Source organism: Arthrobacter sp. D3-16 (assembly GCF_054408515.1).
The window spans coordinates 1,812,110-1,824,468 of the sequence record NZ_CP096437.1; the positions used below are offsets into that span (position 1 = coordinate 1,812,110).

11 protein-coding genes, 2 tRNA genes and 1 pseudogene are annotated in these 12,359 nt (G+C 64.8%); 9 read left to right on the forward strand and 5 right to left on the reverse strand.

Going from position 1 to position 12,359, the window contains the following annotated elements; genetic code table 11:
* The first annotated feature begins 40 nt into the window (after nucleotides 1–40).
* Entirely contained in the window at nucleotides 41–700 is a 660-nt protein-coding gene (locus M1D32_RS08670; protein WP_458781825.1) for a hypothetical protein, read from the forward strand.
* A gap of 61 nt (nucleotides 701–761) precedes the next feature.
* Here M1D32_RS08670 and M1D32_RS08675 read toward each other — a convergent pair whose 3' ends face one another.
* A complete protein-coding gene (locus tag M1D32_RS08675) occupies nucleotides 762–1,214 on the reverse strand; it encodes a globin (RefSeq protein ID WP_458781826.1) in 453 nt (150 codons plus the stop codon).
* A 3-nt stretch (nucleotides 1,215–1,217) separates the two neighbouring features.
* Nucleotides 1,218–1,901 (reverse strand): mechanosensitive ion channel family protein, encoded by a 684-nt coding sequence (locus M1D32_RS08680; RefSeq protein WP_458781827.1) that lies wholly within the window; start codon nucleotides 1,899–1,901, stop codon nucleotides 1,218–1,220.
* A gap of 118 nt (nucleotides 1,902–2,019) precedes the next feature.
* Here M1D32_RS08680 and M1D32_RS08685 point away from each other — a divergent pair, with 118 nt between their 5' ends.
* Nucleotides 2,020–3,012, forward strand: coding sequence for an NAD-dependent epimerase/dehydratase family protein (locus M1D32_RS08685; protein WP_458781828.1), 993 nt, complete (start codon nucleotides 2,020–2,022; stop codon nucleotides 3,010–3,012).
* Nucleotides 3,013–3,051: 39 nt separating this feature from the next.
* Here the strand turns inward: M1D32_RS08685 and M1D32_RS08690 are convergent, their stop codons facing one another.
* Nucleotides 3,052–3,525 (reverse strand): OsmC family protein, encoded by a 474-nt coding sequence (locus M1D32_RS08690; protein WP_458781829.1) that lies wholly within the window; start codon nucleotides 3,523–3,525, stop codon nucleotides 3,052–3,054.
* Nucleotides 3,522–6,101, reverse strand: coding sequence for an aminopeptidase N (pepN, locus tag M1D32_RS08695; RefSeq protein ID WP_458781830.1), 2,580 nt, complete (start codon nucleotides 6,099–6,101; stop codon nucleotides 3,522–3,524). Before pepN ends, M1D32_RS08690 begins: the two co-directional genes overlap by 4 nt.
* A gap of 169 nt (nucleotides 6,102–6,270) precedes the next feature.
* Here pepN and M1D32_RS08700 point away from each other — a divergent pair, with 169 nt between their 5' ends.
* The 3 genes and pseudogenes from M1D32_RS08700 (at nucleotide 6,271) to M1D32_RS08710 (ending at nucleotide 8,800) form a co-directional block, all read left to right on the forward strand.
* A complete protein-coding gene (locus M1D32_RS08700; RefSeq protein ID WP_458781831.1) occupies nucleotides 6,271–7,287 on the forward strand; it encodes a hypothetical protein in 1,017 nt (338 codons plus the stop codon).
* 78 nt (nucleotides 7,288–7,365) lie between these two features.
* Nucleotides 7,366–7,860, forward strand: a complete 495-nt coding sequence (locus tag M1D32_RS08705; protein ID WP_458781832.1) for a ribose-5-phosphate isomerase — start codon at nucleotides 7,366–7,368, stop codon at nucleotides 7,858–7,860.
* Nucleotides 7,860–8,800, forward strand: a pseudogene (locus M1D32_RS08710) (Fpg/Nei family DNA glycosylase). Before M1D32_RS08705 ends, M1D32_RS08710 begins: the two are co-directional and overlap by 1 nt.
* A gap of 75 nt (nucleotides 8,801–8,875) precedes the next feature.
* On the opposite strand, the gene M1D32_RS08715 reads toward M1D32_RS08710, so the two are convergent.
* Nucleotides 8,876–8,949 (reverse strand) — tRNA-Gly (locus M1D32_RS08715).
* Nucleotides 8,950–9,100: 151 nt separating this feature from the next.
* On the opposite strand from M1D32_RS08715, the gene M1D32_RS08720 reads away from it, so the two are divergent.
* The 4 genes from M1D32_RS08720 (at nucleotide 9,101) to M1D32_RS08735 (ending at nucleotide 12,240) form a co-directional block, all read left to right on the forward strand.
* Nucleotides 9,101–9,175 (forward strand) — tRNA-Pro (locus tag M1D32_RS08720).
* A gap of 81 nt (nucleotides 9,176–9,256) precedes the next feature.
* Entirely contained in the window at nucleotides 9,257–10,645 is a 1,389-nt protein-coding gene (gene tig, locus M1D32_RS08725; protein ID WP_458781833.1) for a trigger factor, read from the forward strand.
* Nucleotides 10,646–10,920: 275 nt separating this feature from the next.
* Entirely contained in the window at nucleotides 10,921–11,544 is a 624-nt protein-coding gene (locus M1D32_RS08730) for an ATP-dependent Clp protease proteolytic subunit (protein WP_458782143.1), read from the forward strand.
* 36 nt (nucleotides 11,545–11,580) lie between these two features.
* On the forward strand, nucleotides 11,581–12,240 hold the full coding sequence (locus tag M1D32_RS08735; RefSeq protein ID WP_139029457.1) for an ATP-dependent Clp protease proteolytic subunit: 660 nt from the start codon (nucleotides 11,581–11,583) through the stop codon (nucleotides 12,238–12,240).
* The last annotated feature ends 119 nt before the right edge of the window (nucleotides 12,241–12,359 follow it).

The window sequence follows — 12,359 nt, forward strand, 5'->3', positions numbered from 1 at the left end:
GGCACTGCTCAACAAAGGTGCAGCCGGTAGTGTTCTTGGTGTGTCTGATCTACTCACCTCGTCCTTCCGTTTCGCCGATCCCCGGGATCTCGCAGACCTGAAGACCTTCGCCACCCGCGCCAAATCCGTTGACGACGGCGCCATCCGCCTTCAGGCCGCGGGTTCCGTCCTCGCCGCGTACGTGTGCGTGCTGCGGCCACGGGTGCTGGGTGAATCCACTCCCACCATCCTTGGACTGCGCACCATGGCACTGGCTCAGCCGTCCGCGACGGACGCCACCGTCCCCCTCGCGGCTGTGCTGGACCGGCTCGCGCGGGCGGGGGAGGACGACGTCGAACTGCCGGTTCCGCCGTCCACCGTCACCGAGTCATGGACCGGCGTTGGCGCCCCCAGGAGCGGATGGGAACTGCTGGGCTCACGCAGCGATGCAGAGCTGCGCCGCGCCGCGGAGGCGGGCATCACTGAAGTGGCCGGAATCGTGCCGGACAAGCCCGGCGCGCTGATCGTCAACAACGCCCGGGCCGCCGTCTGGGGCAGGGAACTTGATGACTCCGGACTTCCGGCAGGGGCCGCGTTCGCAGCCCTGGTCCTGGGCTTCCTCGCCGACGGCGACCAGAAGCTTTACCGCGCCGGCCGCTGGTTCCGCCTCACCGGGCCGCGCGGACACGTCCTCGCCCGCACGGGAAGCGCACTGCTCTAACGGCAGGTCGCTGCGGCCTGGTTGCCTGCGGCAGCCACTGCTGCTGCCGCAGGCAATTGGGTCACTGCCCGGCCGGGCTGTTCACCATCGACAAGGCTGCGCGCTCCATGTAGTCCCAGAGGGTTCCCTCGTACAGGGGCGGAAGTTCCAGTGCGTCCACAGCTGTCCGCATATGGAAGAGCCAGCGTTCCTTGGCCTCGGGCGTCACTTGGAAGGGCATGTGGCGCATGCGCAGCCGGGGATGGCCGCGCTCTTCCCCATAGGTAGTGGGCCCGCCCCAGTACTGCTCCAGGAACATCAGGAACCTGCGCTTGGCCGGCACGAGGTCCTCTTCGGGGTACATCGGCCGCAGCAGCGGATCCGTCGCCACGCCGTCGTAAAAGACATCGATCAGCTTGACGAAGGTTTCGTGGCCGCCCACAGCGTCAAAAAAGTTGTCGGTGTATCCGGGCTGGCTGAACGGATCGTTCTGCATCAGCTGACGGGGCCGCTGCGGTTCGATGGGTATTGTCATTTGCTAGTCTCCGGCCTTCTGGTCCGTCTTTTTGGGTTCGGCGTGATCGGTTCCCTGGTCGGTGGTTCCGTCCGGCGACTCGTGCAGCGGCACGTAATTGCCCTGCGAACGGTTGCCGACGCGGAGTATTTCGCCGTTGCGGAGGTACCAGATGGCGCCGTCGTCGGACCGAACGCGCGTAATGCGCAGGCCCATGGACTCCACAACGCCAACAACCTCGCTGGTTTCGATCACATCGCCGATTCCGTACTGGTCTTCAATGGTAATAAAAATCCCGGCCAGGAAGTCACGGATCAGCTGCTGGGCACCAAAACCGATGGCCACACCCAGGATGCCCACGCTGGTGAGGAGGGGCGCGATATTGATGTCCAGGTTCTGCAGGACGTACATGCTGGTGATCACCACCACCAGCACACCGACGATGCTGTTCAGCAGCGACCCGATGGTTTCAGCGCGTTGCACCCGCCGTTCGTGGTCCAGTGCCCGCAGTGCCGGTGCCGCCCACTTGAAGGTCGGCCTCTTGAAAAAATTGCTGCCCGCTGCCACCCGGCTGGTGATGCGGGAGATGACAAAGGTGGCAACCAGCCAAACGGTAACGCCCACGCCGACGCTGATCACGATGCCCGTGATGCTGATGCCGTCCGGTTCGGTGGCGGCGGAAGGAATGATGGACAACATACTGACCATAGGGGGGAAATACTCCTGGGGTTCCCCGGCGGCGCCGGGATGCGGGGGCCGGAGCACCGGTTACGCCCGGCGCGGAAGGCTCTGTTCTCCTTCAACCCTAGCGCCGTAGCGTAACCGCATGCGCATTCTTGTCCTCGGCGGAACCGCCTTCCTGTCCGCAGAAATCGTCCGCCAGGCCGTCGCTGTGGGGCATGACGTAACCTGCCTTGCCCGCGGCTCGGCTGCTGATCCGCCAGAGGGAGCGGCTTGGCTGAAAGCAGACCGCTTGCTGGGTGCAGAAGCCTACAACGGGGTTGACGGGGAGTGGGATGAGGTCATCGACGTCGCCCGCGATCCGGTGCCCGCGTCCCTGGCGCTGGACGCCCTCGCAGGCCGGGCGGCCCACTGGACTTTCGTCTCCAGCTGCTCCGTCTACGCCGATGCTTCAGTTCCCGGTGCCGCCGAAAACGCCGCCCTGCTCCCGGCCCTGACTCCGGGCATTCCTTCCACGCCGGAAAATTACGGTGAGTCAAAAGCCGCCATCGAGGCGGAAACCCTCGCAGCGGCAGGCGGGAAGGCCCACCTGTGCCGTGCAGGCCTGATTGGGGGGCCAGGCGACGGCTCGGACCGCTACGGTTACTGGCCCGCCCGGTTTGCCAGGGACAGCAGCCCTGCCATCGTTCCCGGTATCGGCAGCCACGCAACCCAGGTCATCGACGTACGCGACCTGGCCGCCTGGATCCTGCTCGCCGCAGAACAGCGGATCACCGGGGCGCTGAACGCGCTAGGCGCCAAGGTCCCCTTCGGCGAGTACATCAGCGCGTCCCGGGCGGCAGCGGGCCATGACGGCGAAGTGGTTCCCGCGCCTGAGGACTGGCTGGCGGACCAGGGCGTCAGCTACTGGGCCGGGCCCGATTCGCTGCCGCTGTGGCTCCCGCCCGGGCACGAGGGGTTTATGGCCAGGAGCAACAAAGCCGCGGTGGGCGCCGGGCTGCGGATCCGGCCGTGGCAGGAGACACTGGCAGACACGCTGGCCGACGAACGCCGGCGCAGGCTGGACAGGCCCCGGAAAGCCGGCCTGGCGCCGGAAACGGAAGCACGGCTGGTCGGCATCCTGCGGGCCGGGGTGTGAACTGCGGGCCCCGGCAGCCAAGAACAACCCTGGTGAGCGCTATCCGGCCACCGTGACGGGGGCATGCTCCACCGGGAAGTTCACGCTACGGGCGATAAAGCACAGCTGGTTGGCCTCATGGTGGAGCTGCCCGGCCAGCTCCAGGTGACGCTCGTCCGCCACCGTCACCTGCGGGCGCAGCGTCACACTCTCGAACTGGCCGCTGCCGTCCCGGTTGAGCTTCATCAGCCCGGTTGCCTCGTCGCGGTAGTCCGTCACCACGACGCCGTGCTTCACCGCAACATGCAGGAAGGACAGCATGTGGCACTGGGCAAGGGCAGCCAGGAGCAGTTGCTCCGGGTTATAGCGCTCCTTGTCGCCGTGAAATGTGGGGTCGGCTGAGCCGTGGAGCGCAGGCAGCCCGGGAATCAGGATGTCGTGGTCCCGGGAGTAGCCCCGGTACGACGACGTTCCCCCGCCCAGGTTGCCGGTCCACTGGACGGTCAGTGCATAGCGGTGCTCGCTCAGCGTCACAACGCCGGCCCTGCCTCGCCCGGAAGGACGTCAGCGGCGCGTGCGCGCAAAGCCCGTGCAACGCCGTCGCGGTTTTCCAGCATCATCCGCCGAAGGGCGGCGCCCTGTGGCGGGAGCGCGGCCAGGAAGCCGTCGGTACGGTCAATGGTGGCCTGGGTGGTCAGCAACGCGGGGTAGAGCCCGACGACGATCTGCTGGGCAAGCGCGTGGGTCCTGGTTTCCACTATTCCCGGCACTGCCTCGAAATACTTCTCCGCATACGGCTCCAGCAGGGATCTGTCCAGGACCCGCATGAAGCCGGTCACCGCCGACCCTTGAAGGGCGTTGGAGAGTTCGCCTTGAACCACGATCGAATCCCAGGCTGCGGCCTTTGCTTCGGGAGTGGGGATCGCCGCTTTTGCCTGGGCAGCCGCGTTCTGCCCGCTGGAGGTGTTGTCCCGCGCCAGTTCGGCATCGATGCCATCCTGCGCCAGCCGGCCGCCCACCACCAGCGAAGTCACCAGCTCCCAGCGCAGGTCCTGGTCAACAGTCAGCCCGTCCAAAACCAGCGAGCCGTCGAGAAGGCCGGCCACTGTGTCCAGCTGGCTTCCACTGCGCGCCAGCAGGGCAAAGGATTTCACGAACTGCAGCTGCGCGTCCGAGCCGCCGGGCACCTCGGACGCCAGCTCCCACAGCCGGTCCGCTGCAGCCACGGCCGTGGCCTCGCGGTGCTCCTCGGCCACATAGAAGCTCAGGGTGGTGGCCAGTTGGCGGAGCTGGACCAGGATCACCGACGAATCGGACTCCGCGGCCACGTTGGCAAGGATCAGTTCAACGTAGCGCCGGGCGGGCGTTTCGCCATCCCGGGCAGCATCCCAGGCGGAGTTCCACACCAGGGTCCGCGGCAGGCTTTGGCTGAAGTCCTTCAGGTGGGCGGTAGCGGTGGCCAGCGACTTCTCATCGAGCCGGACCTTGGCGTAGGCGAGGTCGTCGTCGTTTACCAGGATCAGGTCCGGCTGCGCCAAACCGACCAGCTCCGGGACCTCGGTGCGCCTGCCGTCAACGTCCAGTTCTTCGCGGTGCACCCGCTCGAGCTTTCCGGCGTCGTCCAGGTTGTAGAAGCCCACCGCCAGCCGGTGAGGACGGATGGTAGGCCACTCCTCAACTGCGGTCTGCAGAATCGCAAAGGAAGTCAGCCGGCCGTCGCTGTCCACGGCCAGCTCAGGCCTGAGGGTGTTCACGCCTGAGGTCTCCAGCCATTGCCGGCCCCATTCGTCCAGGTCGCGGCCGCTGGCTTTCTCCAGCTCTACCAGGAGGTCGCTCAGCTCCGTGTTCTGCCAGGCGTACTTGGCGAAATACTCCCGTACGCCGGCCATAAACTGCTCCGGCCCCACCCAGGCCACCAGCTGGCGCAGGACAGAGGCGCCTTTCGCGTACGTGATGCCGTCGAAGTTCACCTCAACGTCCTGGAGGTCGTTGATCTCGGCGAAGATTGGATGGGTGGTGGGCAGCTGGTCCTGGCGGTACGCCCATGACTTTTCCACCGACGCGAAGGTGGTCCACGCGCTCGTGAATGAGGTCGCTTCGACGGCCGCGAGGTGCGACATGTACTCGGCGAAGGACTCGTTGAGCCACAAATCGTTCCACCAGCGCATGGTCACCAGGTCGCCGAACCACATATGTGCGAGCTCGTGGAGGACGGTGATGGCCCGGCGTTCGATCTGGGCTTCCGTGACCTTGCTGCGGAAGACGTAGCCCTCAAGGATGGTCACGGCCCCGGCGTTCTCCATGGCGCCGGCGTTGAACTCCGGAACGAAGAGCTGGTCGTATTTCTCGAAGGGGTAGGGGCAGCCGAACTGCGCCTCGAAGAATTTAAAGCCCTGCCGGGTCAGCTCGAAAATGTTCTCCGCGTCGAGGTACTGCATCAGCGACTTCCGGGCGAAGACTCCCAGCGGGATGATCCTGCCGTCAGAGCTCGTTACCTCGCTGCGCACGGACTGGTACGGCCCGGCGATCAGGGCGGTGACATAGGAGGACAGGCGCGGAGTGGGGGAGAAGGACCACACGGAGCGGGCACCGCCGTCGTCCCCCGGGGTGGTCTCCACAGGCACCGGGGTGGGGGAGTTGGAGATGACATCCCAGTGCGAGGGTGCGGTGACCGTGAAGGTGAAGGCAGCCTTCAGGTCCGGCTGCTCGAACACCGCAAACATCCTGCGCGAATCGGGAACCTCGAACTGAGTGTAGAGGTAGACCTCGTTGTCCACGGGGTCCACGAACCGGTGGAGGCCTTCGCCGGTATTCATGTATGGAGCATCCGCCACGATGGTGAGCTCGTTAGCCTCCGCGAGGTCCGGCAGCTGGATCCTTATTCCGTCCGAGACGGCGCCCGGATCAAGGCTGCGGCCGTTGAGCGTCACGCTGTGAACGGCGGCGGTGACGGCGTCAATGAACGTGGAGGATCCCGGCTTCGCGCTGAACTTCACCGTGGTGGTGCTGCCAAAGACCTTCCCGCCGAGGGTCAGGTCCAGGCTGACCTCGTAGGACTGGACGGTGATCAGTTCGGCACGCCCGCTGGCTTCAGCGCGTGTCAGATTCATACCTGGCAAAGTGGGGCCTCCAGAATAAGTGCGTCAGCCGGCTGGCGGTGCCCAGCGGCGGCACTGATCATTCTTGCATTCCTTCACCCCCGAACAAGTAGCGCCGCTCACAGTGGGTATGGAGACTGGTGGGAAGCCATTGGCCTGCGGCGGGAGTAGCGTTAAAAACATGGGGAAGTTCATGGAGTCGGTGGACACTAAGGCCCTGCGCTTCGTGGCGGGGTTCCCGGTGGTGGTTGGAGCCGCTTTCGTGGTCTGTGCTTTTCTGCTTCGGCCGGACCTTCCTGAGCCGCTGGCCATTCGATGGAATGACGACGGCGGCGCCGCCTTCGCGCCCTTTGCCGCCTATGTCACTGGGGGCGCCCTGATGATTGTGGCCGCCGGCTGGCTGGTCCTCTCCCAGGCGCTGCCGGTCAGCAGGCCGGTGCCCATGCGCCGGATCATGATGGGCGCCGGAATGTTCCTGTGCCTCTTCGTTGCCACCGCCCTGGCTGCCGGCCTCGTTGGCCAGGCTGGCCTGGCGGACGCCCGCGAGTCCAGGGTGGACCTCACTGTCCTTGCGCTCGGAAGCGGGGCCGCTGTGTCCCTCGGCGTTATCATCGCCTTCGTCTACAAGGCGGACCAGCAATGGTCCGCGGACGACGACAAGGCCCTCCAGCTTGCCATCGCCAGGGAGCTGGACCCTGATCTGTCCCGGGATACCATCCGGCTTTGGGTTCACGCCCGCAGCTCTGTCTTCGTCATGATCGGCATAGCGTCGCTGTTCCCGGCCGCGCTGATTGCCATCGCCGTGCCCTGGCTCGGAGTGTTGCTGGTGGTCCTGGCTGTCGTCGGTGCGGCTTTCCTCTGTGCCCGGATCAAGGCGGACCGGCGCGGGCTAAAAGTCCTGCTGGCCGGCGTCGTGCCTGTTATGGATGTCCCCGCAGGCGCCATTTCCGTGGCGAAAGCAGCCGATGTCCGCGCCGCAGACTACGGCGGCTGGGGCTACCGGCACCACAGCGGAACGGCCGCCATGCTGGTCAGCAGCGGCCCCGCCGTCGTGGTGAAAAAGACCGATGGGCAAAGCCTTGCGGTGAGCGGCGGAAGCCAGGCCTCGGCGGCACGGCTGGCCGAAGTCCTCACGCGCGTGGCGGCACGGGCCCGTGGCGGCAGCGGTCCCTCCGCGGCCGGCCAGCCGGAGTCCTAGTATTCTTGTCCGTGTTGTTCACCCCGGCCTGCACCCTTCGTGCCGGCCCCCAGCGCCCACACCGAACGGATTCTGCTTGTGACTTCTTCCCCTGCCTTCCCGCGGGTACACATCGCCACCGACCACGCCGGCATGGAACTCAGCGCCCACCTGGTCACCCACCTGACGGCCAAGGGCTACGAGGTGGTGGACCACGGTCCGAAGGTCTACGACGCCCAGGACGACTACCCCTCGTTCTGCATCAACGCCGCCCTGGCCGTGGTCGCGGACCAGCAGGCCGGTGTCCACGCTTTGGGCATTGTGCTGGGGGGATCAGGAAATGGGGAACAGATTGCAGCCAACAAAGTAAAGGGTGTCAGGGCAGCCCTGGCATGGAACCACTCCACCGCCACCCTCGCCCGCGAGCACAACGACGCGAATGTGGTGGCCGTGGGCGGCCGCCAGCACAGTGTGGAGGAAGCAACGGAGCTGATCGAAGCATTCCTGGCGGAGCCCTTCAGCAACGATGAGCGCCACGTGCGCAGGATCGGCAAAATCGCTGCCTATGAAACTACCGGCGAGGTCATCGAGTAGTGCCGGAAGGGCATACCCTCCGGCGCCTGGCGCGGCAGTTCGGGGACGTTTTCAACGGCCAGCGGCTCGCTGTGTCCAGTCCGCAGGGCCGGTTCACCGGGGGAGCCGCGCTGCTGGACGGGCACACCCTTGTTGCCGCAGAGGCCCACGGGAAACACCTGTTCCTGCACTTCGACCACTCGCTGGTACTGCACGTCCATCTGGGCCTCTATGGGGCGTGGACCTTTGGCGGAGACAGCACTTTTGCAGGGTCCTCCAGCATTGGTGCCCCGCGCCGGGTGGGGGAGCAGGAAACCTTTGGTGGCGACGACGATGACTCCGGTGGGTATGCCGGCCCGCCGGATCCGGTAGGGGCAGTGCGTGTCCGGATCGTGGGCAGCAATGGCTGGGCGGACCTGCGCGGGGCCACAACCTGCGAAACCATCAGCGTTGCAGAGGCCGACGCCGTGCTGGCACGGCTTGGCCCGGATCCACTGGTCAACCGCCGGGGGACGCCGGCCGTTTCGCCGCGAATCTTCAAAGCCGTAAAACCCCCGTGGCCGCGCTGCTGATGGACCAGAAGGTCATTGCCGGAGTGGGAAACGTGTACCGCGCTGAAGTTCTTTTCCGGCGTCGGCTCAATCCGTGGCTGCCCGGCTCCGATGTTCCGGACGCGGAGGCACGCAAGCTGTGGCGCGACGTCGTCTCCGTGATGGGCGACGGCGTGGTGGACGGCAGGATTATCACCACCACGCCGAGATTTTGGTCCGGAAACGGCAAGCCGGCCAAGGCTGCGGCCGCCGTAGCTGCGCTCAAGAGCGACACCTTCCCGGCCAGGGAGAATGCCCATTTTGTGTACAAACGCAACGGGCTGCCGTGCCGGGTGTGCGGCACCACGGTGCTGATGGCCGAACTGGTGGCACGCAAGCTGTACTGGTGCCCTTACTGCCAGCAGTCCTAGCCGCACCAGGCGCGGCTTCCTGGAAAGTACTGAAATACAAAAAGGCCCCTCACTGAGGGGCCTTTTTGGTGTTCTTGGAGGGGACGACGGGAATCGAACCCGCGTAATCAGTTTGGAAGACTGAGGCTTTACCATTAAGCTACGTCCCCAAAGAAGGTCCAGCTGTAAGGCCGTGAGGCGCTCGCAGTCTGGCAACTTCGGGCTGGCTGTTCAAGCCGGATATAACTAAACCTAATTCATGGGGTACGTGTCAAATGTGCAAACTTGGCGCGTATGACCGTAGACTTGCCTGTGCACTTACGGGGTGTAGCTCAGCTTGGCTAGAGCGCCTGCTTTGGGAGCAGGAAGTCGCAGGTTCAAATCCTGTCACCCCGACTCTGCGGCCCGGACCTCTCGGCCTGGACACAACATTGCGTTTGCAGAAACCCATCCCACAATCCCAGGAGTACTTAGACCGTGAAGAGCGCTGTCGAGAACCTCACCCCCACGCGGGTCAAGCTCAATGTTGAGGTCCCCTTTGAGGAATTGAAGCCCAGCATCGACTCGGCCTACAAGACCGTTGCTTCGCAGATCCAGGTCCCTGGCTTCCGTAAGGGCAAGGTCCCCGCAAAGCTGATCGACCAGCGCGTCGGCCGCGGCTACGTCCTGGAGACGGCCATCAACGAAGGCCTCAACGGCTGGTACCAGGCTGCTGTCCAGGAATCCGGCATCCGGCCCCTGAGCCGTCCCGAGGTGGAGATCACCGAGGTTCCGGATCCCTCCGCCACGGATGGCGGCCTGAAGTTCGCTGCCGAGGTTGATGTCCGCCCCGAGATCGAGCTGCCCGACTACGCCGGCATCCAGGTTGAGGTTGCTGCAGCCCAGTCCTCGGACGAGGACGTTGACAAGGCTCTTGATGAACTGCGCGGCCGCTTCGGCACGCTGAAGTCCGTGGACCGTCCGGCTGCCGACGGCGACTTCCTCACCATCGACATCACCGCCACCATTGATGGCGAAGAGGTGGACTCCGCTGCCGGACTGTCCTACCAGGTTGGCTCGGGCACCATGCTCGAAGGCCTCGATGAAGCCGTGACCGGGCTCAGCATCGACGAGGACGCCATCTTCAACACCACCCTGGTGGGCGGCGACCACGCCGGTGAAGAAGCGCAGGTCAAGGTGGTTGTGAAGGCCGTCAAGGAGCGCGAACTCCCCGAGGCCAATGACGACTTTGCCCAGTTGGCTTCCGAATTCGACACCCTGGCCGAGCTCCGCGAAGACCTGGCCAAGCAGGCCGCAGACTCCAAGGTCGTAGAGCAGGGCGTCGAAGCCCGCGACAAGGTCCTGGACAAGCTCGTTGAGCTGGTAGAGGTTCCCGTTCCGGATTCAGTGGTGGAAGAGCAGCTCGAAGCCCACTTCAAGGAGGGCAACGGCCACGGTGAAGGCGAGCACGACACCGAGGAGCACCGCGAAGAGGTCCGGGCCAACACCGCCCGCGCCTTCCAGAACGAGATCATCCTGGACGCCATCGCCGAAAAGGAAGAAGTCAACGTCAGCCAGAACGAGCTGATCGACTACATCGTTACTACGGCCAGCCAGTACGGCATGGACCCCAACCAGTTCGCGCAGATCATTGATCAGAGCGGCCAGGTCCCCATGATGGTTTCCGAGGTCCGCCGCCGCAAGGCACTGGCAGTCGTCCTCGGCCAGGCCACGGTGACCGACACCGAAGGCAAGGCTGTTGACCTCAGCGACTTCGTCCGTCCCGGCGGCGAAGAAGAAGCTCCTGCCGTGGAGACCGAAGAAGCTGCCGTAACCAAAGCGCCTGAGGCTGCTGCTGACGAAGACAAGGCAGAGGCCAAGGCCTAGTACCCCTCGGCAAGCGCAGTACCTCACTGCAGGCGCAGTGCTCTGCTGTAAGGCAATGTGAAAGGCCCCCGGATCAGGTGATCCGGGGGCCTTTTGCCTTGGCCCAGGGCGTGTCCCGGCAAGGGCCCGCCGATCGTGCGCCGTCAGCGAACAGCCCACGGTGCGCGAACAAAACGTCGGTGAAACCGGTTAGTGTCCAAGTAGTGATTTTCAGTGATGTCACCGTCACCAGCGAGAGGTAAGTACACATGTCACAGCACGCAGAGTCCCCCCGGATGGCTACTGTCGATCCTGCAGCACAGGACAACTACATCTACAACCGCCTCCTCAAGGAACGGATCATCTGGCTGGGCTCGGAGGTGCGTGACGAGAACGCCAACGCCATCTGCTCGCAGCTGCTCCTTCTGTCCGCTGAGAACCCGGACAAGGACATCTACCTTTACATCAACTCCCCGGGCGGATCCGTCACGGCCGGCATGGCCATCTACGACACCATGCAGTTCATCCCGAACGACGTCGTCACGGTAGCCACCGGCCTTGCCGCTTCCATGGGGCAGTTCCTGCTTTCCTCCGGTACGAAGGGCAAGCGGTACGCCACCCCGAACGCACGCGTCCTCATGCACCAGCCCTCCGGTGGCATCGGCGGCACGGCTTCGGACATCAAGATCCAGGCCGAACTCATCCTTCACATGAAGAAGGTCATGGCGGAACTGACGGCAGAGCAGACCGGCCAGACCGTTGACACCATCCTCAAGGACAACGACCGCGACAAGTGGTTCACCGCCACCGAAGCACTCGAATACGGCTTCTTCGACAAGATTGCTGCCCACGCGGGCTCTGTTGCCGGCGGTGGCGGCACGTCGAACGGTACCTCTGGCGAACCAGCCTCCGAGAACTAAACCGGCACAAGAACACTCAGATCAGGAGCAAAGAAAATGAACTACAACTTCGGGTGGTCCGCCGGTAATCTTCCGTCCAGCCGCTACGTCCTGCCCCAGTTCGAGGAGCGCACGCCCTACGGCTTCAAGCGCCAGGACCCGTACACCAAGCTCTTCGAGGACCGCATCATCTTCCTCGGCGTACAGGTGGACGACGCCTCCGCGGACGACGTCATGGCGCAGCTGCTGGTCCTGGAATCCACCGACCCGGACCGCGACATCACGCTCTACATCAACTCCCCGGGCGGATCCTTCACCGCCATGACGGCGATTTACGACACCATGCAGTACATCCGCCCTGAGATCCAGACCGTGTGCCTGGGCCAGGCAGCCAGTGCCGCTGCCGTCCTGCTGGCGGCCGGCACGCCCGGCAAGCGGCTCGCCCTGCCCAACGCGCGCGTCCTGATCCACCAGCCGGCACTGTCCGGCGGCCAGGGCGGCCAGGCTTCCGACCTGGAGATCCAGGCCGCCGAGGTCATGCGCATGCGTTCCTGGCTCGAGGACACGCTGGCCCATCACTCGGGCCGGACGTCCGAGCAGGTCAACAACGATATCGAGCGCGACAAGATCCTGACCGCGGAAGAAGCCCAGGCGTACGGTCTGATCGACCAGGTCCTGGATTCACGCAAGATCAAACCGCAGGCCATCACCAGGTAGCGGTAAAGTAAAGCGCCGGTGGCGCCAATCATTTGGCTCCACCGGCCTTTTCCTTCCACCCTCGGGAGCGAATGTGACCTAGAGTGGATGTTGTCACAACCGGTCCATGCAGGCTGGTG